Source organism: Shewanella sp. 10N.286.52.A9 (assembly GCF_041468985.1).
Classification (GTDB): domain Bacteria; phylum Pseudomonadota; class Gammaproteobacteria; order Enterobacterales; family Shewanellaceae; genus Shewanella; species Shewanella japonica.
Window position 1 is genome coordinate 105,201 of sequence record NZ_JBFRJQ010000031.1, and the last position, 20,096, is coordinate 125,296.

Here is a 20,096-nt window from a genome sequence, read left to right on the forward strand (position 1 = left end):
TTATGGATTGGCAGTCATTGTGGCTATCGGCCAAGTTAAGCAGTGTAACCGTATTAATTTTAGTCCCAATGGCGGTATTTGTTGGCCGTTTTTTGGCTTACCGCCAGTTTAAAGGCAAGTCTTGGGTTGAAGCCTTGATTATGGTGCCACTTGTGTTGCCGCCGACCGTTATTGGTTATTACTTATTGGTTGGCTTAGGCAGCCAAAGCCTTATTGGGCAATGGGTTGAGCAATTTACTGGTGCACAATTAGTGTTTAACTTTTCCGGATTGGTTATTGCGTCTATCTTGGTCAATATTCCCTTCGCTGTTCAGCCAATTCAACGTGCTTTTGAAACTATCCCCCATGATATTCCAGATGCCGCAGCATGCTGTGGTATGAGCTGGTGGCGCATATTTCTCAAAATCGAATTACCGATGATCTGGCCCGGGATTTTGACTGCGGTGGTATTATGTTTTTCCCACGTATTAGGTGAATTTGGTGTGGTATTGATGTTAGGCGGCAATATCGCTGGTGAAACGAAAACCATTTCAATTGCCATTTATGACAGTGTGCAAGCCTTTGACTTTGAAGCGGCGGGTACGATGTCGTTAGTGCTGCTTGTCTTTGCTATTAGTGTACTGGCAATCACTACCAGTTTATCAAAGCGTATTGGGGGGCAGCATGCCAACCCGCAACGCTGATTTACATTGCGATATTTCGCAGCAACTTCCTATTCCTTTATCGGCCAAATTCGATTGTAAGGCTGGCGAAGTGCTGGCTGTAGTAGGGCCGTCTGGTGGAGGTAAAACCACCTTATTGCGGATGATTGCAGGTCTGAGTTCGCCTGAAAAGGGCACCATTCAATGTGGCGGACAAGACTGGTATGCGAGTGAGCCTAAGTTGCATTTATCGCCTCAACAGCGTCATATCGGCTATGTGCCGCAGCATTTTGGCTTGTTCCCACATTTAACAGCCCTTGAGAATGTCATTTCTGGCTTAGACCATATCCCTAAGAGCGAACGTAAAGCGAGGGCCTTAGACTGGCTTGAACGCGTTAACTTACATGGACTGCCTGCTAGGTTGCCTGCGCAATTATCTGGTGGTCAGCGTCAACGTGTGGCTTTAGCGAGGGCATTAGCCCGTGAGCCTTCGGTGTTATTACTTGATGAGCCCTTCTCTGCCGTAGATAGGGAAACCCGTGAGCGATTATATATCGAGCTTGCACGGCTCAAATCGCAATTATCTATACCCGTTATCATGGTGACCCATGATATGAATGAAGCCTTGTTGCTGGCCGATAAAATGATTCTTATCAGTCAGGGAAATATGCTTCAGCAAGGTGAGCCGTTTGAAGTATTGTCCCATCCCCGTAATGAAACCGTCGCAAGGCAAATGGGGCTGCGTAATATATTTCACGCCGAAGTCAGTGGGCGAGATGAGGAAGCCAATATCACTTGGTTGAAAATGGGCGAACAGATCATCGCCAGTGATAGTGCGCCAGAGTTGGCGATAGGCCAACAGGTACGTTGGGTAATTCCAAATCAAGGTATTCGCTTTAATGCCATTTCCAGTGGGCGATTATGCCGTAGCATCAATAAACTGGATATCGTCATCGATTCGATATTGGTCATGGGAGAATCTGTGCGTGTTAAGGCCTCTATGCGGGATGTGAAAGAGACCTTTAATATGGATGTTCCTTCTCACTTGGCCACTAAATTGAACTTGAAACCGGGATTAGAGACGACTATCGCACTTAAATCTGAACAAGTTCATATACTAGAATCATGATCAATTATTAATCTTACAAAGCTTGGGTCTTTTGTCGGGCTTAGGTAAAGTATCACTATTCCAATTCTCTTTATTGAGGCTTTCATGTTCCGTATCGTTTTGTCGTTGCTAGTTGTGTTCCCGTCAATGGTGATGGCAACCCCGAGTATGCATACTTTGTTGTCTGAAGGTGGATACGTGCAACCGATAACTGTGATTGAACAAATTGAACTAGATTATCGCGGTATTGTTTCTTCATTTGATATGGATGTGGAAAATGGTCAGTTAATCTATGAAGTGGATGTACTCAACCTTGAAGACAGTGAAATCACTGAGCTGTCTTTTTTTGCTGTTGATGGCGCCTTGATGAAAAAGAAATTAACGGCGCTTGAGTCCGATGATTTAGATCAGGTGAAGGCTGCCAAGGTATTAATTTCAAAAGGCATGACTTTTACCGAATTAGTTAAATTGGCAAAAGAAAATCAGTCTGGGTATTTAATTGAAGCTGAGTTAGATCACGACCTTGCCATCAGCTATCTTGAGCTGAAACTGCTGAACGTCTCTAGTAAGCATACGATAGCGTTTGATATTGAAGAATTACGCCCATTGCCATTATTGCAGTGGGACTAAACTCACAATGAATTTCATGCTGTAAAACGAAGGAATAGCACTATGCGAGTATTAATCGTTGAAGATGACGCAACCACGCTACAATATGTTGCTGAAGGTTTTACCGCTCAACAATATCAAGTCGATACCGCGACAAATGGCCATGATGGCTTGCACCAAGCTAAACATAATCAATATGACATTATCATTTTAGATCGCATGTTACCTCAGCTTGATGGACTTACATTACTTACGGCATTACGTAATAACGGTAACCAGACTCCAGTATTAATCCTTTCGGCACTAAGCCATGTGGATGAGCGTGTAAAAGGTTTACGTGCTGGTGGTGATGACTATATGACCAAGCCATTTGCTTTTGCTGAGTTACAAGTGCGTGCAGAGAAGCTTATTCAGCGCAACGCTCCGTCTGCAGCCAATACAGACTTGGAAGTGGGCAACTTAAAAATGGAGTTGTTGACTCGTAAAGTGACACTTGATGAACACGAGTTATTGTTACAACCTAAAGAGTTTCAGTTGCTTAAGTATCTGATGGAACACCCTAATCAAGTTATCAGTCGCACATTGTTATTTGAAGCAGTATGGGATTATCACTTTGATCCTCGCACCAATGTCATCGATGTGCACATTGCTAAATTACGTCGTAAGTTTGAAGAGTTAGGCCACCCTGAAATCATTGAAACGGTTCGAGGGGCTGGATATCGCCTTTGCAAAGGGAATTAAACCCTACCAAAGTAGTGCTTGGCGAATTACGCTGATTTTCTCAACACTGGTAACCTTACTCATTGTGTTACTGGTGTTTGGGCTCTATCGGCAATTGGTGATTGAACAGGAAAACCAAGTCGAGCAGCACCTTGCCACAGAAATGCAACGTTATCAGCAGTTAGCCTTAACGGTTGACCGTCGCAGCTTTGCAGCCCAAATACGCGCAGCGGATCCCAAAACTGCGCTCATAGCATGGCGTAACAGTGTTGATATGGTTGGTGCATTAAGTTTTGTGCCAGACAACATGCCGCTATTGCCTAAAACACGTGACTTTCCGATTTTGACGGGTGGCCCAGATAAGCTACATATCCTCACTGGCGGAATCGTCATGACCCATTACGGGCCTGTGCTGATTGCAACCCGAACCGATAATTTGTCAGCCTTAATTGAGAAGTTTATCAATGCTGCTTTTTGGGCGGTTGCGTTTACTTTGGGCATCACTCTTGCGGTTGGTTTTGTATTTTCCAAAGCCATTTTAAGACGATTGGTACAGTACAATTTACTCAGTGAGAAAATTGAACAAGGCGAGTACGACACCCGTTTGCCCGTTAGTCATAATCAAGATGAATTTGACATGTTAGCCGGACAATTTAACCGAGTGTTAGATACGCTTGAGCATAATTTAATGTCAGTGCGAGGCGTGACCGATAATATTGCCCATGACTTACGAACACCTTTATCACATTTGCGCATCGGTATTGAGCAGTTACCAAGTAAACCAGCTGAACAGGTGCCAGAACTCACGGCTATGCTACTTGAAGAGCTGGATCATTGTTTAGCGACTTTTGATGCGATGCTGTCATTAACACGCATTGAAGAAGGCCAGCAGACGTTAGATAAACAGCCTGTGAGTTTGCAGTTATTATGTGAAGACTTGTTTGAAATGGCAGAGGTGGTTGCGGAGTCGAAGCAGCAAACCTTGTCACTAAGTGTGGCTAATGATGTGACCATTTCAGGCGATAAATATTTGTTATTCCAAGCACTGTTTAACTTAGTTGATAACGCTATTAAATATGCGCCTGAAGATGCCGAGATTAAAATTGTTCAAACTGGTCGCACTGTGCAGATTATTGATAACGGCCCCGGGATCAGCGACGAAGACAAAGAGCGAGTATTTGAGCGTCTTGTGAGGCTTGATCCAAGTCGTCACCACAAGGGGACAGGGCTTGGTTTATCAATGGTGAAAGCGATTTTATCTCGTCATCATGCTACTATTGAACTTAAAGATAATCACCCGGGTTTGATTGTCGACATTCAGTTTTAAGCCAGCTGGTAAAACAGATAAACCTTACTCATTTTCCCCAACAGAAATCAGTCTATGTATCAAATCGTTGAACAACACCCTGACTTTATTGTGATCAATAAATCTCCTAATGTGCATTTCCACAGCCAAGATGGCAGTGCAGGAGTGGTAGCTCAAGTTGAGGCTGATTTAGGTATTAAGCTATTTAGTGTTCATCGTTTAGATACACCAACCTCGGGGCTGCTTATTTTAGCCAAATCTGCCCAAGCTGCAGCGGAGTTTACCGCGTTGTTTACTGAGCATCGTATTCAAAAATACTATGTCGCCATTGCTCAGGGTAAACCGAAAAAAAAGCAAGGTTGGGTTATCGGTGACATGAGTAAATCTCGGCGCAGTATGTATAAATTGCTTCGCAGCAAAGAGAATCCTGCTATCACTCAGTTTTTCTCTTACTCGCTAGAAAACGGTTTGCGACTGTACCTATTAAAACCATTAAGTGGTAAAACCCATCAGTTACGAGTTGCCTTGGCCAGTATTGGCGTTCCGATAATTGGAGACACGCTTTATGGCGCCGAACAAAGCGATCGTTGTTATTTGCATGCAATGGCATTAGATTTTTATTACAAAGGGCAGCATTACCACATAAACCAACTTCCAGTCTCTGGTGAGATTTTTTCAAATGAAAAGGTCATTAAGCAATTACAAGGTGATTGGAAGACTCCGGCAGCACAAGATTGGCCGAAAGCCAAAACTAAATCGTCAGCGATTTAGGCATGAGTTGGAAAATTAAGCTTGATATCCTAGACAGTATGGCTAATTAGCACTTTTGATACAGTTACGACCACTGGCTTTTGCTTCATACATCGCTTTATCTGCCAACTGTAATAGCGAATCTACTGCTAATGATTCCGTGATGGTGACACAGCCAATACTCGCTTGTATTTGAATCGGTGTACCTTGCCATTCAAAGTCAATCTCTGCGAGCGTCTGTTGCAGCTTATCTGCAACACAAAGAACTTGTTGCTCAGTGGTGTTAGGTAAAATTAGTACAAACTCTTCTCCGCCAAAACGGCACAAAAAGTCTATTTTTCTGGTCACTTTACTAAGCCGTTTAGCGGTCAGCTTTAATACTTCATCCCCTGCGGTATGCCCGTGAGTGTCATTAATTTGTTTGAAGTGGTCTATGTCGATTAACACGACGCTATACATCACTTTATCTCGCAGCCAGCGCTCATGTTCAGCGGTTAACTTTTTCTGTAATGCATTTCGATTCCAGAGATCTGTTAAAGGATCTTTGTTAGCAAGTGTCATTATTTTAACGACTAGGCGATTAATGGTGTTGCCAATAATGAGAATGTTGACGACTAAAATAAGGACGATGTAAGTCCAAAGAACAGGGATGGATTGTTCAGTGTTAAAAGCTGCATAGGTGGCTACTTTTTCTGGATAGATAATTAAAATTACCGAGCGGATAAAGAACAACAAACCAATCAAGAAAATAGGGACAACCAGCCAGTAAGTGGCAAAAGCGGTAAAATTAGCTTTGAAAGCGGTGTAATGATCTTTGGCTAACATGAAAAACAACACCGAGGCGGCCAAGGATAAGATGATCATGAGATAGGACGCATTTTCTGCTTGGGGTTGTACCATGAGCATGAAGCCACAGGTGACCAGTAATACGCCAATATCAAACTGATAACTGGAATTGAGATGATATAAACGCTGAGCTCCCCAGCGCAATAAGCAAAAACCGACTAGAATAATATTATCTGCAATGAGCCAATGCAGGTAACTGGGTTCAAATGTGCGCTGGGTATACAGCAACATACCTATCAAGATAGAAAAATTAGCTAATGCGAATCGCCAACTTGCGCTAGGCGCAACTCGCATTGGGGTGACCATAACTGTCCAAGCTATTGTCGCTGCGAAGCTTAATAGGCAAATAACTTGAACGAGAATAAGGCTACTGTTTTCTATCATCGCACCTTCTACATAGTAATTAGCTTAAATGATTAAAAATCAAGGATAAATTTTATTTCTTAATCATCATAATGATATTTGAACGGTTTAACAAATTGTTGCAGTTGAGCTGTAATTAAATTGATTCACTTATAAATAAAGGATTAAACACTTATGGATACAAATAAACTATTACTCATTATCATTGCTATTTTATTGCCACCGGTTGCGGTTTTTTTGAAAAAAGGTGTGGGGAAAGACTTACTTATTAACGTTATCTTGTGTCTGTTATTTTTCATTCCTGGTTTACTCCATGCCATTTGGGTTGTAATACAAGAATAGGCATTTAGCGACAACAGCTCGAATGAGCAACAAGCACTTTTTATGAGTGAGTAGCTGTAACAGAAAGGCCAATTCTTAATTGCGTCGATGGTTGAAGCGATTTTGAATTGGTATTTTGGTGTATAGATTGTAAAATTCCCCCCTCGACTGACAGAGCTGTAATGAAACCGCTTTTTTATATGTACTTTAGGGTAATACTAAGATGAACCGACGTAAAAAAATTAATCAAACCCTAAAAGGTAAAGCTAAAAAAGCCAATGCGAAAAAGGCTGGCGCGAGTAATAAACCTAAATATATTTCAAAAGCGGATAGGGCAGTAGAAGAGCAAGCAGCTAAAGCACTACTTAGTGCTGAAACGGCAGATTTGCAAGGTGTTGAGGATGTAAAGCTTGTTGAAAGTGGCATAAATTAAGTTTAACCACTTATAAATCGATTAGGTTTTTTGGTGATCCCGTCTAAATAATTCCCAAGTTTCGATGACTTCTCCGTCAGGTAAAGTGCATAACAAGATATCGCCATTGATGTGTTTAATGGTTTCAAGTGTCCCATCGTTATCTAAACAATAATTCGAAGCAGGATTAGTTGAATGTAGCGGCGTTATGTCATCGCCTGAACAGGCTGTTAAGCTACCTAAAATGACACTGAAAATTGCCAAGCTAAGCGGGCTTATTAACTCACAGTGTTTTTTGAAGCAAGATAATACAGTGGTTATCTTTAAAACAATGAACATTTTAGCATCCTGATTACGCTGCTATTTTTCATTATTTAACTATAGACAAGATAACCACAAATTGCCGTTTTTGTTACTTTTCTCCACCACAAACAGAGCAATTAGTTTGCTTTGGTAGCTTCATCTCTCGAAACTCCATTGTCATCGCATCAATCATTAAAATGCGTCCATTTAAGCCTTGGCCAAACTGGCTAATGGCTTTGATAGCTTCAGTTGCTTGAATGCAGCCGACGAGACCAACAACTGGCGCTAGAATACCAGACTCGACGCAGGTCAACTGCTGTTCTCCAAACAAACTGCTGTAACAGTGATAGCAAGGAGAGCTGGCTTGATAATCAAAAACAGTGACAGTGCCTTCCATTCTGATCGCGGCAGCTGAGATAAAGCTGACTTTATGTTTAAAGCAGCTTTGATTTAGTTGCTCTCTGACTTGAACATTGTCGGTGCAATCGAGTACTAACCCATGTTCAGCAACCAACGCATCAATACGATCCTCATCCAAAAATTGATTGATGGTATTGATAGTGATGAGTGGGTTTAATTGCGCAAGTGTTTGCTTGGCTGAGTCGACTTTTGCTTGGCCAATATTGGCATCTTGATGTAAGACTTGGCGCTGTAGATTGGATAACTCTACAGTGTCAAAATCAACAATGGTCATTTCACCTACACCCGCGACAGCGAGGTATTGTGTCACCGTGCACCCAAGACCGCCGGCTCCTATGACTAACACTTTTGCTTGTTTAAGCTTTTCTTGCCCTTCAATATCCATTGCTTTAATGGAGATCTGACGGCTATAACGCAGCATTTCATTGTCAGTTAAAATATCGACTTCATTATCTTGAGGTATCTGAGTCATGATATTTCCTTAGCACAGTACACTGGTAAATGGTTCGACGTGAACGGTTGCACCAGCGGCAATATCCCCTTGGTCTTGCTCTAAGTTAATAAAGCAATTTGCCAAACTCATTGAGGTCAACATACCTGAGCCTTGGCCACCTGTAGAAGCAACAATAAGTTCACCGTTCTCATTGCGGCTTAAAATACCACGTTGATATTCGGCTCGGCCAGGTTGTTTACGGATAGGCGTTGATAGGGTTGCATTGACCACTAAGGCTGGCTTAGGGGTTAACCCTTGCATTTTATTGATGATTGGCCAAACGAGCTTATAAAAAGTTACCATTGAAGAAACAGGGTTACCCGGTAAACCACAGAATACGGCGTTGCCAAGTTTACCAAATGCAAAAGGTTTACCTGGTTTGATGGCTAAACGCCAAAAGGTAATTTCACCTTCTTCTGATAAAATTTGCTTAGTGTAATCAGCATCGCCAACTGACACACCGCCAGAGGTAAGGACCATATCTGCTCTGTCTGCCGCTTCTTTAAAAGCGCCACGAATGGCTTCTTTATCATCTTCAATAACACCTAAGTCTATCCATTCAACATTTGCTTGAGTTAGCAAACCTTGAATTGAATAACGGTTAGAGTCATAAATTTGTCCTGGTGCTAACTCGCTACCAACAGGACGGAGTTCATCGCCTGTTGAAAAGAAGGCAACCGTTAAGCGACGCTTTACTCGCACTTGGCTAATTCCGATTGTAGCCAGTACGCCCATTTCGGCTGCACGAATTTGAGTACCGCTTTTTAATACATTGGTTCCTGCCAGTAACTCTTCACCACGATAGCGAATACTATTGCCTTTGGCGCTAGGGTGTTCAATAGTGATGCTTTCACCATCCGCTTGAGTCTTTTCTTGCATCTGTACTGTGTCATATCCAGCAGGCACAGGGGCGCCAGTCATGATTCGAATGCAAGTGTTGGGTTTAATAGGCGCTGTGTATGGGTGACCCGCAAAAGAAGTACCGACCTGTGTCAGTGTTGTTGCTGTCTCGCCTGTTAAATCGTCAAAACGGAAGGCATAACCATCCATAGAAGAATTGTCAAAAGGTGGTAAATCAATACATGATGCTAAATCTTCAGACAAAATCCGCCCAACAGCATCATTTAAGCCCACCATCTCGCTATCTTCAATGACACTGACTTGTGCTAAAAGCGCGTTAATTGCATCTTGGGGTGCCATTAAGCCTGGTTGTGCACAGGCATCAGATTTTGTTGACATCGTTGCTCCTCACATGACGTTCATCATGTTGTGGTTTGTCTAAGGTAGGCTTAGAACATAAGATTTATTTTTGATACCGCATTATGCCATGATAGCCACAGATAACTATGATCCGAACGAAGGTTTTTTATATCGATGAGCAGTAATCAAGCTGATGACTCAATTGGGTCAACGTCACAGTCAACTAAGCCTGTAGATAAGTCGCAAGCGAAAGGAGCGAATTGGTATCTTTATATGATTCAATGTCGAGATGGGCAGTTATATACAGGGATTACCACAGATGTTGCTCGCCGCTTTAATGAGCATGAAAAGGGAGTAAAAGGTGCTAAATTTTTACGTGGTAAAGGGCCACTTAATTTAGTGTATCAAGAATCTGTGGCCAACCGCAGTGCTGCCACTAAACGTGAACTTGCGGTAAAAAAACTGTCTCGAACAAAAAAGCTGGCATTAATCACAAGCTATCAACCGAAATAAAGCGATACAAAGCGCTGGGACAATTACCTTTTGCACGCAATGTATCGCTATTTTAGCCTACCATGACTAATTTGAACGTAATACTGGGTACTTCATATATTGATTGTCGTAGTAAGGACTTCTTTCGTAAAACCAGCGTAATCTGGCTTTAGGATCGTTGGCAAAGTCTTCATCTTTTAATGCAAGGGCAAACTCACTCGCTAAAGCTTCACTCTCTGCTAGCATAGTGGCTGCCATTGGCTCTACCGCATAATCTTCAATGTATTCTGTTCGAGTAAAGATACTATTGAAAAATCCCCACTGGAAAAATGAATCTGCTGATTGTGGCTCAAGCAATAATATTGCTAAATCGCCCAGTGGTTGATTGGTCGAAATCTCAACCGTGCCGACAGGGAGTGTAGTTTCAAACTTAACTTTATTGCTGGTGGCATTTACACGTTGGCGACCCTCGTAGTCTTTTGCATTAAATACGGGATTGGAAAATTGATATTGCGCGACTTTTACTGTTTTCGCCTTGGTCAGTGTGGTCATTCTCACCCCGTGGATTGATAGCCTTTCTATGACTTGTTGCCACTGCGCTGGGACGTAATAATATTTGGGGCGTAGGGTATTAATAGCTGGCTGCGTATTCCCCATGACAGTTAAATTTGGGTATAACTTTGGTTGACCGTCCCAACGAACAACCTCATTACCGCTAATCTCACTTTGTTCTAAAGAGTACCCTATTCCTTTAAAGTCCCAACCAGGCTGCTCAACAGTTTCCCATGTTAAGGGGATACGTTGTGGATGCTGATATTTATCTTCATATATAGCGGCTTTGAGTTTAGTTCCATGCTTAGCTACCGTTTTCAAGGTTTGCTCTAACATGACATAAGTGCCTAAAACACGCTGTTTAAAGGGTTTTAAACTATGGTTCTCAATTAAAATAGTGGGTAAATGTCGGGCATCACCGTAACCATTAGAAAACCGTGGGCTTGGGTTCCAATAAGAAAGGCCTTTTGATAAATCTGTATTATCAATTGCAAATATTAGCTTACCAGGAATGTGCCCTTGAGCTGATAATGCCGATTCAATTTCAGGACGGTAATAGGTTTCAAGCCATTCAAAACTTGCTGGGCTGTAGCCTTCTTTAACGTTATATCCAAAGGTGACATCGTATTGATAATCTATGCCATCGGTGACATGCACATCGATATATAAATCAGGTTGCCAAATATTAATGGCTCGTATCATATGCTGTAGTTCTAGGGTGTCTAACTTTGCGTAGTCACGATTAAGATTAAGGTTGCGTGCATTAGTACGCCAGCCCATATCAACAGGCCCGCGTTGATTAACACGATTGAACTCACTGCTGCGTTCATGGGCATCGACACTCAGAATAGGCACGAACAGAAGGTTAACTTTATCCAGTAATTGTTCCTTATTACCTTGAGTGATGTCTCTAAGTAACATCATCCCAGCATCTTTACCGTCGATTTCTCCAGAATGTATCCCAGCTTGTACTAGCACAGTAGGCTTATTACTTTGTGATAATTCTGCGGCGGTTGTTGCCCCCGTTTCTGAGGCAACCACCATCCAAATATCTCGCCCTTGTGGACTTTTCCCAATCGAAACTTGTGTTAGTAATTCACTATTATCGACAAGGTTAGTTATCCATTGATGAGTTTCATCATAGTTTGGGCTGGTGGTTAATCCGTTTTGTTCAAATGGCGTTGACCAAGATTGATCAGCAGATCGCAGTAACGTTTCACTTGAACCACTCCAAGGCTTAATGGGAGGCAAGATAACATCGTTAATAAAAACCGGTTTGGCAAATTCCGAACTAAGCTGCAAAGAGCCTGCTGAAGGAGGAGTGATCTGTGTCGCCACGCTAGAAAAAGAAATAAGTGAGTTTATGATGCAGCTGGCTAGTAAAACGCGGCGCATAGATATCCCTACAAAATGAGCAAGTGTGTTGTTTTATCATAAATTATTTCAACATTGAGACAAGAGGTTAAGGGCAGGTTGTTGCTTTGTTTGTTGTTTAAAATGTAACAAATAAAAAAGCCCCAATGTCATTTGAGGCTTAGTGTAGATAAAACAATATGAAAGTTAGCAATACCTAACTATTGGGCCCTGCTGCTTTAATTGCATCAGATACCTGATATTTGGCAAAGTTTGCAGTAAACTCTTCTGCCAATTGCTGTGCATATTTGTTGTACTCAGCTTTATCTGCCCAAGTGTTAATTGGATTCAATAGTTGAGTATCAACACCAGAAACTGCGACGGGTACCGCTAAGTTCAGCTTATCGATATGCTGTGTTTCCACATCTTTAAGCTCACCACTGACAATCGCGTCGACAATGGCACGAGTTGTTGGAATATCAAAACGTTTACCTACGCCATGTGGACCACCTGTCCAGCCCGTGTTAACCAGATAAACTCGGCTACCGAAAGACTCGATTCGCTTCATTAATAGTTCAGCATATACACCTGCTGGGCGAGGGAAGAATGGTGCTCCAAAACAAGTCGAGAATGTCGATTGAATGGCAGATGTTGACCCCATTTCAGTTGACCCCACCTTAGCGGTATAACCCGATAAGAAATGATAAGCTGCTTGTTCTTTAGTAAGTACAGAAACTGGCGGAAGGACACCAGAAACATCGCATGTTAGGAATACGACCGAATTAGGCTCTGCACCGCGGTTTTCTTCTTTACGTTGGGCAATATGTTCAAGTGGATAAGCTGCACGACTGTTTTCAGTTAGTTCAGTATTGGTGTAATCAGGCACTCTATTTTCGTCTAGCATGACGTTTTCAAGTACGGTACCAAAACGAATCGCATCCCAAATAACGGGTTCATTTTTTTGGCTTAAGTCGATGCACTTGGCATAACAGCCGCCCTCAATATTGAAAACGCCACCCGGAGCCCAGCCATGTTCGTCATCGCCAATTAAAAAACGTTTTGGATCGGCTGATAAGGTTGTTTTACCTGTGCCTGATAAGCCGAAGAATAAGGTTGTATCACCATCATGGCCGACATTGGCAGAACAGTGCATTGGCAGTACACCTTTAGCTGGCAATAAGAAGTTTTGGACAGAGAACATCGACTTTTTCATTTCACCAGCGTACTTAAGCCCTGCTAGCAATACTTTTTTATCGGCGAAGTTGATCATCACAACCGCATCAGAGTGAGTACCGTCACGAGCGGGGTCACAGACAAACTCTGGGGCGTTCATTATTTGCCATACGTCTTTATTACCACGGTTGAAATGTGTTGGAGTGATAAATAGGTTACGTGCAAATACTTGATGCCAAGCGTATTCAGTGGTGACACGCACAGGAAGATAATGCTCATCATCGGCACCTACTTCCAGTTCTGAGACAAAAATGTCTTTTTCAGAAAGGTAAGCTTCAACTCTTCCCCAAAGGGCATCGAAAGTATCAGCAGCTATACCTTTGTTAACAGAACCCCAATCAATATCATCTTGGGTATTGGCTTCTTGAACGATAAAGCGATCATTTGGTGAGCGACCAGTACGTTCACCGGTTTTAGCGACTAATGCGCCATTGGCTGTTAATTGTCCTTCGTTACGTTGTAAAGCAAGTTCAATTAATTCAGCGCTTGTCAGGTTGAAGTGTACGCTGTTTGTTCCATCTGTCATCGGGTCTTCTCCGTCGTAAATAGGTCGTTTATCGGTCTATGTTGCCGATTTATATTTAAGATGACTTACGTTATCGCTTGCTTAGGCTGAAGCTAATTTAGCGATGTCATTGTAACGTAATAAACAATACAGGTAACCAACAGTTTGGTAACTTTTTTGTAATTTGGGGTGATTTTTTAGTTTTAAGATAGATTTTTTACACAAAAAAAGCGCCAAATGCGCTTTTTTATGAAAGTTTTGGTGTTGTGGTGATCAGTTATTGCTGTGTGGTAGATTCAAAATTACCTGCAAAAATTGCAGCAATATCGATACTGTCAAAAGTGTAAACCGCTGGGCAATACTCACAGCCCATTTCAATTTTACCTTCTTCAGCCAAAATGGTTTCTACTTCATTTTGTGCTAATGTCGCTAGCGCCTTAGCACTTCGCTCTTTTGAGCAGGTGCACTTGAATGTGACATCAACCGGATCGAAAAGGCGAACCTCTTCTTGATGATATAAACGATGTAAAATCTCTTCAGCATCTAAAGTGAAAAGCTCTTCTTGTTTGATGGTTTCAGTAAGGGCCATTAAATGATTGAAGTCTTCGTTTTCATCGGTTTGAGTCGGCAATACTTGTAGCAACATACCAGCAGCTTGTTTGCCATCAGCAAATAAGGTGATGCGAGTAGGTAATTGCTCTGACTGGCTGAAATATTCTTCTAGGCAAGCTGCTAAGCTTTCGTTTTCAAGTGAAACGATACCTTGATAACGCTCACCTTCGTCAGGCGTTAGCGTGATAACCATTACGCCTTTACCCATTAGATCCTTTAGGGATGCATCGTCAGCTAACTCACCTTTCCAGCGTGCAACACCACGAAGCGCTTGTAAATTAGTGCCATTGATAACGGCTAACGAAACAGGACCGTCACCTTGAAGCTGCACACTAATGTCACCACTAAACTTGATTGTGGCTGTTAATAACGACGTTGCCGCCATTAATTGACCCAATAGTTGCTGCAATGCGAATGGGTATTCATGGGCAGATAGAATCTCTTGATAGCTTTTTTCAAGTTGTACCATCTCACCACGCACATCGGCATTATCAAATAAGTAGCGATGTAAAATATCTTTGCTCATGTTCACTCTCGTTTGTTGTGCTTTAATCGTCTTTATAGATCTTTAAAGCGAATAAGTTGACGACGCTGTTTTTTATCCGGCTTGGTTTCTGGTGCAGGATTATTCAAAATATTTAAGCGTCTGGCTTCGGCATTAAATTCTCTTTTACTAATGCTTTCGGCTGTTTCTTCATATAGCGTCTGTGCTATAGCCGCTCCTTGTCGATGTTCTGACAATTGAGCAATAATTATTTCCTTATCGTCGTGGCCTTGTCGTAAACGAATCTTGGCACCGACTTCAGCTTGCTTGCTGGATTTTGTACGTTGACCGTTATAGTGTACTTTTCCACCATTGATCATCTCTTTTGCAAGCGAGCGTGTTTTATAAAAGCGCGCCGCCCATAGCCATTTATCGAGTCTGACTGATGTTGCTGATGATGAAGCTTGGCCCATCTAAACACCCCCAAAAGTGGTATGAGTTCACAAGGTTGACATTTTTAATATTTAAAATGTAGGAAAGCGCACAAATAACGGTGTTTCTCACAGCGTTTTTAGGCGCGCAAATGTAGCATATTCGGTGCAATTTCGCCAATCGATATGCTACGGGCTTGTTGCAATAAGCTGGGTAGGTTAGCATGATGCAGTATTTCCTAAATTAACAGAATTAGAACAGCGACCTGCATAGAGGGTCCAAGCCGAATATGGATGTATTAGATAAAATTATAACGAAGGCTTCAGCGATACCGCAAAAGCCGTTAAGCACCGCTGTATTCTGGTTGGGATTAGTGATTGTGCTATTACTGACAGCACAGATTACTTGGAAATTAATACCAGTTAATAGCCAAGCTGTTGCTTGGCAACCTTCACCTACATCCGTTGCGAGTGCGAAGCGAGTGGAGCTAAGTAGTGTTCAGAAGTTGTCATTATTTGGTGAGAAAGATGCCAGTGACGATGGCCGCCCTAAAAAGCCTGCACCCGTCGAACAAATTACCGATGCCCCTAAAACCAATCTGTCTATTCTGTTAACTGGTGTGGTTGCATCGACTTCCGATACCAATGGCCTTGCTGTCATTGAATCGAAAGGTAGTCAAGAAACCTATAGTCTTGGCGATAAAATTAAAGGCACATCGGCCTCATTAAAAGAAGTCTATGCAGACCGAATTATTATCACTAACGCTGGGCGTTACGAAACCTTAATGCTAGACGGCTTAAGCTACACCACACAAAGCCAGGCAAACCAATCATTACAACAAGCTAAAAAAGATCGTGAAGTTCAGCGCATTGATCGCCGCCAAAATGCTGAAGTTGCTCAGCAAATTAGCGACTCGCGTGATGAATTATTAGCAGACCCAGGAAAATTAACAGATTATTTAGCTATTTCTCCGGTGCGTGGAGCTGACGGAGTGAGTGGCTACCGCTTGAACCCAGGTAAGAATAAAACCTTATTTACCGCAGCTGGGTTTAAAGCCAATGATTTAGCCAAATCCATTAACGGCTATGATTTGACCGACATGGGACAATCATTAGAAGTAATGGCACAGTTACAAGAATTAACAGAAATCGGCGTTATGGTTGAACGCGATGGGCAGTTAGTAGAAATAGTATTTAGTTTGCCTGAATAGTATCGGCAGTAGAGGATTGAAAATAATGAAGAGTTATGGAATTCGACGCAAGTTATTAGCAGGGTTTGTTGCAGGTATTGCAATGCTTGCTTCTCAAGCGGCTTGGTCGGAACAATATGCTGCCAACTTTAAAGGCACAGATATTCAAGAATTCATCAATATTGTAGGCAAAAACCTCAATAAAACTATCATCGTGGATCCGACCGTACGTGGCAAAATCAATGTGCGTAGTTATGATTTATTAAATGATGAGCAGTACTATCAATTCTTCCTCAATGTTCTGCAAGTTTATGGCTATGCTGTGGTTGAAATGGAAAACCGCGTGATTAAGGTCATTAAAGATAAAGATGCTAAAACGGCCGCAATTCGTGTCGCTGATGATAGTAAGCCTGGTTTAGGCGATGAAATGGTGACTCGTATTGTTGCCCTTTACAACACGGAAGCAAAACAACTTGCACCACTATTACGTCAGTTAAACGATAATGCGGGTGGCGGTAATGTAGTTAACTACGACCCATCAAATGTGTTAATGATTTCTGGTCGTGCAGCCGTGGTCAACAAGTTAGTCGAAATTGTTCGCCGCGTAGATAAACAAGGTGACACTGAAGTTCAAGTTGTCTCGCTTGAGTATGCCTCTGCTGGCGAAATCGTTCGAATTATCGATACCCTTTATCGTTCAACTGCTAATCAAGCACAAATGCCAGGCCAAGCGCCTAAAGTTGTTGCTGATGAGCGTACTAATGCTGTCGTTGTTAGTGGCGATGAAAAAAGTCGCCAACGTGTTGTTGAACTTATTCGTCGTCTTGATGCTGAGCAGGCAACAACGGGCAATACGAAAGTAAGATATTTACGTTATGCCAAAGCCGAAGATTTAGTTGAAGTATTAACAGGATTTGCTGAGCAATTACAATCTGATCAAGATGCGGGTCAAAGCAGTAATAAGCGTCGTAAAGAAATTAATATCATGGCGCACCTTGATACTAACGCATTAGTGATCAGTGCCGATCCTGATCAAATGCGCACAATTGAAAGTGTGGTCAATCAACTTGATATCCGCCGTGCTCAAGTATTAGTTGAAGCTATTATTGTAGAAGTCGCCGAGGGTGATGATGTTGGTTTTGGTGTGCAATGGGCAACCACAGCCGGTGGTGGTACTCAGTTTAATAACCTAGGTCCAACGATTGGTGAAATCGGTGCTGGTGTTTGGCAGGCTCAAGGTGAAGAAGGTACTACAGTTTGTACTGAAAATGGTACCTGTACTGAAAACCCAGACACCCGTGGTGATATTACCTTATTGGCACAAGCATTAGGTAAAGTGAATGGTATGGCATGGGGGATCACTGCTGGTGACTTCGGTGCACTAGTTCAAGCTGTTTCAAGTGATACTAAATCAAACGTACTTGCTACACCTTCTATCACAACTCTAGATAACCAAGAAGCGTCGTTCATTGTTGGTGATGAAGTCCCGATTTTAACAGGTAGCCAAAACTCAAGTAATGGTAACAGTAACCCTTTCCAAACGGTTGAACGTAAAGAAGTGGGTGTGAAGTTAAAAGTGGTTCCTCAAATTAACGAAGGAACGTCTGTTAAGTTAACCATCGAACAAGAAGTGTCAGGTATTAACGGTAAAACAGGTGTCGATGTGACATTTGCGACTCGTCGATTAACCACCACTGTAATGGCTGATTCAGGTCAAATTGTTGTCTTAGGCGGTTTGATTAACGAAGAAACTCAAGAATCAGTGCAAAAAGTGCCATTCTTAGGCGACCTACCAATCATTGGTCACTTATTTAAATCATCTTCAAGTGGCGTGAAAAAGAAGAACCTGATGGTATTTATTAAGCCGACGATTATTCGTGACGGGATTACCATGGAAGGCATTGCGGGCCGCAAGTACAACTACTTCCGTGCATTGCAACTTGAACAACAAGAACGTGGCGTTAACTTAATGCCAAACACTGATGTGCCGATGCTTGAAGAGTGGGATCAAGAAGCGTACTTGCCTGATGAAGTTAACGAAGTACTGAATCGTTACAAAGAAGGGAAGAGTTTAGAAACTAAGATGCGTGAAACCGACCCAGCGCTAAAGCATATCAGCGAGAGTAAAGCCAAAGATCAGCAGCCTGCAGAAACTGAAGTCGATGCAGAACAAGAAGATGATGCCAATGAGTGAAGCAGAAATGACTGAGCAGTTGGCGCAAGTATCTAACGAGTTAGGTATTGAATCGGAAGAGCTTAATGATGAGGTCTTCCACTCAACCAGTCGTGAGCGCTTACCGTTTGCTTTTTCGCATCGCTTTAACTTGGCATTAGCCAAAGAAGCCGATGCGCTGAAGTTGTATTACACCAGTGAAACGCCGCTGACTGCGATGTTAGAAGTACGTCGTTATGCTGGTGAAGACTTAGTGTTAAGTCAATTACCTGTCGAAGAATTCGAAGCAAAGTTAACCCAAACTTTCCAAGCTAATTCATCTGAAGCGCAGCAATTAATGGAAGATATAGGTAACGAGATGGATTTATTCACTCTTGCCGAAGAATTGCCGCAAACAGAAGACTTATTGGAAGGTGATGATGATGCGCCAATTATTAAGTTAATTAACGCATTATTATCAGAAGCGATTAAAGAAGAAGCGTCGGATATCCATATTGAGACGTACGAAAAACAATTGGTCGTTCGTTTCCGTATCGATGGCGTGTTAAAAGAAGTATTAAAGCCAAATCGCAAGTTGTCGTCACTGTTGGTATCACGTATCAAAGTAATGGCACGCCTTGATATCGCTGAAAAACGTGTTCCTCAAGATGGTCGTATTTCGTTGCGTATAGCAGGTCGAGCGGTTGATGTGCGTGTGTCTACTATGCCGTCAAGTCATGGCGAGCGCGTGGTATTGCGTCTACTGGATAAAAATACCGGTAATCTCGATTTGAAACAGTTAGGTATGACGCTGTCAATTCGTGAACAATTTGATGCCATTATCCGTAAGCCTCACGGAATTATTTTGGTTACAGGCCCTACTGGTTCAGGTAAAAGTACCACCTTGTATGCTGGCTTAACTGAAATTAACTCAAAAGATACGAATATTTTGACTGTCGAAGATCCTATTGAGTATGAACTCGAAGGGATTGGGCAAACGCAAGTTAACATGAAAGCCGACATGACATTCGCCCGTGGTTTACGTGCGATTCTGCGTCAAGATCCTGATGTTGTAATGATTGGTGAGATTCGTGATTTAGAAACAGCACAAATTGCAGTTCAAGCGTCATTAACTGGTCACTTAGTGATTTCAACCTTACATACCAATACCGCTTCTGGTGCGATTACGCGTTTACAAGATATGGGTGTTGAACCCTTCCTCGTGTCTTCAAGTCTTCTTGGTGTATTGGCCCAGCGACTAATCAGAACCTTGTGTAATGAATGTAAGATTGAGCATGAGCCAGATGAACGAGAACGTGAGCTATTAGGCGTCACTGCGAACGATACTCGAGTGATTTATCGTGCCAATGGTTGTAAAGCCTGTGGCCATAACGGTTACCGAGGCCGTACTGGTATCCATGAATTATTAGTTGTTGACGATAATGTTCGAGAGCTTATTCATGGTGGACGTGGTGAACTGGCCATTGAAAAGTATGTTCGCCAAACCATTCCTAGTATTCGTCATGATGGCATGAGTAAAGTACTTGATGGCGTGACAACGCTTGAAGAAGTTTTACGCGTGACGCGCGAGGAATAATCA

20 protein-coding genes are annotated in these 20,096 nt (G+C 42.3%); 12 read left to right on the forward strand and 8 right to left on the reverse strand.

The genetic code is table 11. The features are described 5' to 3' along the window. Nucleotides 1-2 precede the first annotated feature (2 nt). The 6 genes from modB to AB4128_RS19075 all read left to right on the forward strand — a co-directional run bounded on the left by modB (nt 3) and on the right by AB4128_RS19075 (nt 5,155). Nucleotides 3-683, forward strand: coding sequence for a molybdate ABC transporter permease subunit (gene modB, locus AB4128_RS19050; RefSeq protein ID WP_065110524.1), 681 nt, complete (start codon nt 3-5; stop codon nt 681-683). Continuing rightward, the gene (locus AB4128_RS19055) at nt 664-1,770 is read left to right on the forward strand and encodes an ABC transporter ATP-binding protein (RefSeq protein ID WP_055024184.1); all 1,107 of its coding nucleotides are present in this window, start codon (nt 664-666) and stop codon (nt 1,768-1,770) included. The genes modB and AB4128_RS19055 overlap by 20 nt, the downstream gene beginning before the upstream one ends. 84 nt (nt 1,771-1,854) lie before the next feature. After that, a complete protein-coding gene (locus AB4128_RS19060) occupies nt 1,855-2,379 on the forward strand; it encodes a hypothetical protein (RefSeq protein ID WP_192021758.1) in 525 nt (174 codons plus the stop codon). A gap of 42 nt (nt 2,380-2,421) precedes the next feature. After that, nucleotides 2,422-3,099, forward strand: a complete 678-nt coding sequence (locus AB4128_RS19065) for a response regulator transcription factor (protein ID WP_065110526.1) — start codon at nt 2,422-2,424, stop codon at nt 3,097-3,099. Nucleotides 3,100-3,130: 31 nt separating this feature from the next. Continuing rightward, nucleotides 3,131-4,405, forward strand: a complete 1,275-nt coding sequence (locus AB4128_RS19070; RefSeq protein ID WP_225442287.1) for a HAMP domain-containing sensor histidine kinase — start codon at nt 3,131-3,133, stop codon at nt 4,403-4,405. Nucleotides 4,406-4,459: 54 nt separating this feature from the next. Next, nucleotides 4,460-5,155 (forward strand): TIGR01621 family pseudouridine synthase, encoded by a 696-nt coding sequence (locus AB4128_RS19075; protein ID WP_372038640.1) that lies wholly within the window; start codon nt 4,460-4,462, stop codon nt 5,153-5,155. A 42-nt stretch (nt 5,156-5,197) separates the two neighbouring features. Here the strand turns inward: AB4128_RS19075 and AB4128_RS19080 are convergent, their stop codons facing one another. Further along, entirely contained in the window at nt 5,198-6,364 is a 1,167-nt protein-coding gene (locus AB4128_RS19080; protein WP_372038641.1) for a GGDEF domain-containing protein, read from the reverse strand. Between the two features lie 153 nt (nt 6,365-6,517). Between AB4128_RS19080 and AB4128_RS19085 the strand changes: the two genes are divergently transcribed. Together AB4128_RS19085 and AB4128_RS19090 are read left to right on the forward strand one after the other, a co-directional pair. Further along, nucleotides 6,518-6,685 (forward strand): YqaE/Pmp3 family membrane protein, encoded by a 168-nt coding sequence (locus tag AB4128_RS19085; RefSeq protein WP_065110529.1) that lies wholly within the window; start codon nt 6,518-6,520, stop codon nt 6,683-6,685. Nucleotides 6,686-6,887: 202 nt separating this feature from the next. Then, on the forward strand, nt 6,888-7,097 hold the full coding sequence (locus tag AB4128_RS19090; RefSeq protein WP_372038642.1) for a DUF2986 domain-containing protein: 210 nt from the start codon (nt 6,888-6,890) through the stop codon (nt 7,095-7,097). Nucleotides 7,098-7,118: 21 nt separating this feature from the next. Here AB4128_RS19090 and AB4128_RS19095 read toward each other — a convergent pair whose 3' ends face one another. The 3 genes from AB4128_RS19095 to glp all read right to left on the reverse strand — a co-directional run bounded on the left by AB4128_RS19095 (nt 7,119) and on the right by glp (nt 9,531). Further along, nucleotides 7,119-7,415: a DUF333 domain-containing protein gene (locus AB4128_RS19095; RefSeq protein WP_372038643.1), complete on the reverse strand. Its 297-nt coding sequence runs from the start codon at nt 7,413-7,415 to the stop codon at nt 7,119-7,121. A gap of 73 nt (nt 7,416-7,488) precedes the next feature. Beyond that, nucleotides 7,489-8,271, reverse strand: coding sequence for a molybdopterin-synthase adenylyltransferase MoeB (gene moeB / locus AB4128_RS19100; protein WP_119969482.1), 783 nt, complete (start codon nt 8,269-8,271; stop codon nt 7,489-7,491). Between the two features lie 9 nt (nt 8,272-8,280). Then, on the reverse strand, nt 8,281-9,531 hold the full coding sequence (gene glp, locus AB4128_RS19105; RefSeq protein WP_372038644.1) for a gephyrin-like molybdotransferase Glp: 1,251 nt from the start codon (nt 9,529-9,531) through the stop codon (nt 8,281-8,283). Nucleotides 9,532-9,666: 135 nt separating this feature from the next. Here glp and AB4128_RS19110 point away from each other — a divergent pair, with 135 nt between their 5' ends. Continuing rightward, nucleotides 9,667-10,005: a GIY-YIG nuclease family protein gene (locus tag AB4128_RS19110; RefSeq protein ID WP_372038645.1), complete on the forward strand. Its 339-nt coding sequence runs from the start codon at nt 9,667-9,669 to the stop codon at nt 10,003-10,005. Nucleotides 10,006-10,071: 66 nt separating this feature from the next. Here AB4128_RS19110 and AB4128_RS19115 read toward each other — a convergent pair whose 3' ends face one another. The 4 genes from AB4128_RS19115 to hslR all read right to left on the reverse strand — a co-directional run bounded on the left by AB4128_RS19115 (nt 10,072) and on the right by hslR (nt 15,196). Further along, nucleotides 10,072-11,931, reverse strand: a complete 1,860-nt coding sequence (locus AB4128_RS19115) for a M14 family metallopeptidase (RefSeq protein WP_372038647.1) — start codon at nt 11,929-11,931, stop codon at nt 10,072-10,074. A 175-nt stretch (nt 11,932-12,106) separates the two neighbouring features. Beyond that, the gene (locus tag AB4128_RS19120; RefSeq protein ID WP_055024194.1) at nt 12,107-13,648 is read right to left on the reverse strand and encodes a phosphoenolpyruvate carboxykinase; all 1,542 of its coding nucleotides are present in this window, start codon (nt 13,646-13,648) and stop codon (nt 12,107-12,109) included. 256 nt (nt 13,649-13,904) lie between these two features. After that, nucleotides 13,905-14,765 (reverse strand): Hsp33 family molecular chaperone HslO, encoded by an 861-nt coding sequence (hslO, locus tag AB4128_RS19125; protein ID WP_372038649.1) that lies wholly within the window; start codon nt 14,763-14,765, stop codon nt 13,905-13,907. Between the two features lie 32 nt (nt 14,766-14,797). After that, nucleotides 14,798-15,196, reverse strand: coding sequence for a ribosome-associated heat shock protein Hsp15 (hslR, locus tag AB4128_RS19130; RefSeq protein WP_055024196.1), 399 nt, complete (start codon nt 15,194-15,196; stop codon nt 14,798-14,800). A 248-nt stretch (nt 15,197-15,444) separates the two neighbouring features. Here hslR and gspC point away from each other — a divergent pair, with 248 nt between their 5' ends. From gspC to gspE, 3 genes are read left to right on the forward strand one after another with little or no spacing between them, the layout of a single operon-like run. Continuing rightward, entirely contained in the window at nt 15,445-16,365 is a 921-nt protein-coding gene (gene gspC / locus AB4128_RS19135; protein ID WP_055024197.1) for a type II secretion system protein GspC, read from the forward strand. Between the two features lie 25 nt (nt 16,366-16,390). Beyond that, a complete protein-coding gene (gspD, locus tag AB4128_RS19140; protein ID WP_055024198.1) occupies nt 16,391-18,538 on the forward strand; it encodes a type II secretion system secretin GspD in 2,148 nt (715 codons plus the stop codon). Nucleotides 18,539-18,545: 7 nt separating this feature from the next. Further along, a complete protein-coding gene (gene gspE, locus AB4128_RS19145; RefSeq protein ID WP_174567627.1) occupies nt 18,546-20,093 on the forward strand; it encodes a type II secretion system ATPase GspE in 1,548 nt (515 codons plus the stop codon). The last annotated feature ends 3 nt before the right edge of the window (nt 20,094-20,096 follow it).

What these genes read in the sequence shown, in the direction of transcription:
- modB (WP_065110524.1), top strand. Translation starts at nt 3, where the DNA reads ATGGATTGGCAGTCATTGTGGCTATCGGCCAAGTTAAGCAGTGTAACC.
- AB4128_RS19055 (WP_055024184.1), top strand. Translation starts at nt 664, where the DNA reads ATGCCAACCCGCAACGCTGATTTACATTGCGATATTTCGCAGCAACTT.
- AB4128_RS19060 (WP_192021758.1), top strand. Translation starts at nt 1,855, where the DNA reads ATGTTCCGTATCGTTTTGTCGTTGCTAGTTGTGTTCCCGTCAATGGTG.
- AB4128_RS19065 (WP_065110526.1), top strand. Translation starts at nt 2,422, where the DNA reads ATGCGAGTATTAATCGTTGAAGATGACGCAACCACGCTACAATATGTT.
- AB4128_RS19075 (WP_372038640.1), top strand. Translation starts at nt 4,460, where the DNA reads ATGTATCAAATCGTTGAACAACACCCTGACTTTATTGTGATCAATAAA.
- AB4128_RS19080 (WP_372038641.1), bottom strand. Translation starts at nt 6,364, where the DNA reads ATGATAGAAAACAGTAGCCTTATTCTCGTTCAAGTTATTTGCCTATTA.
- AB4128_RS19085 (WP_065110529.1), top strand. Translation starts at nt 6,518, where the DNA reads ATGGATACAAATAAACTATTACTCATTATCATTGCTATTTTATTGCCA.
- AB4128_RS19090 (WP_372038642.1), top strand. Translation starts at nt 6,888, where the DNA reads ATGAACCGACGTAAAAAAATTAATCAAACCCTAAAAGGTAAAGCTAAA.
- AB4128_RS19095 (WP_372038643.1), bottom strand. Translation starts at nt 7,415, where the DNA reads ATGTTCATTGTTTTAAAGATAACCACTGTATTATCTTGCTTCAAAAAA.
- moeB (WP_119969482.1), bottom strand. Translation starts at nt 8,271, where the DNA reads ATGACTCAGATACCTCAAGATAATGAAGTCGATATTTTAACTGACAAT.
- glp (WP_372038644.1), bottom strand. Translation starts at nt 9,531, where the DNA reads ATGTCAACAAAATCTGATGCCTGTGCACAACCAGGCTTAATGGCACCC.
- AB4128_RS19110 (WP_372038645.1), top strand. Translation starts at nt 9,667, where the DNA reads ATGAGCAGTAATCAAGCTGATGACTCAATTGGGTCAACGTCACAGTCA.
- AB4128_RS19115 (WP_372038647.1), bottom strand. Translation starts at nt 11,931, where the DNA reads ATGCGCCGCGTTTTACTAGCCAGCTGCATCATAAACTCACTTATTTCT.
- AB4128_RS19120 (WP_055024194.1), bottom strand. Translation starts at nt 13,648, where the DNA reads ATGACAGATGGAACAAACAGCGTACACTTCAACCTGACAAGCGCTGAA.
- hslO (WP_372038649.1), bottom strand. Translation starts at nt 14,765, where the DNA reads ATGAGCAAAGATATTTTACATCGCTACTTATTTGATAATGCCGATGTG.
- hslR (WP_055024196.1), bottom strand. Translation starts at nt 15,196, where the DNA reads ATGGGCCAAGCTTCATCATCAGCAACATCAGTCAGACTCGATAAATGG.
- gspC (WP_055024197.1), top strand. Translation starts at nt 15,445, where the DNA reads ATGGATGTATTAGATAAAATTATAACGAAGGCTTCAGCGATACCGCAA.
- gspD (WP_055024198.1), top strand. Translation starts at nt 16,391, where the DNA reads ATGAAGAGTTATGGAATTCGACGCAAGTTATTAGCAGGGTTTGTTGCA.
- gspE (WP_174567627.1), top strand. Translation starts at nt 18,546, where the DNA reads ATGACTGAGCAGTTGGCGCAAGTATCTAACGAGTTAGGTATTGAATCG.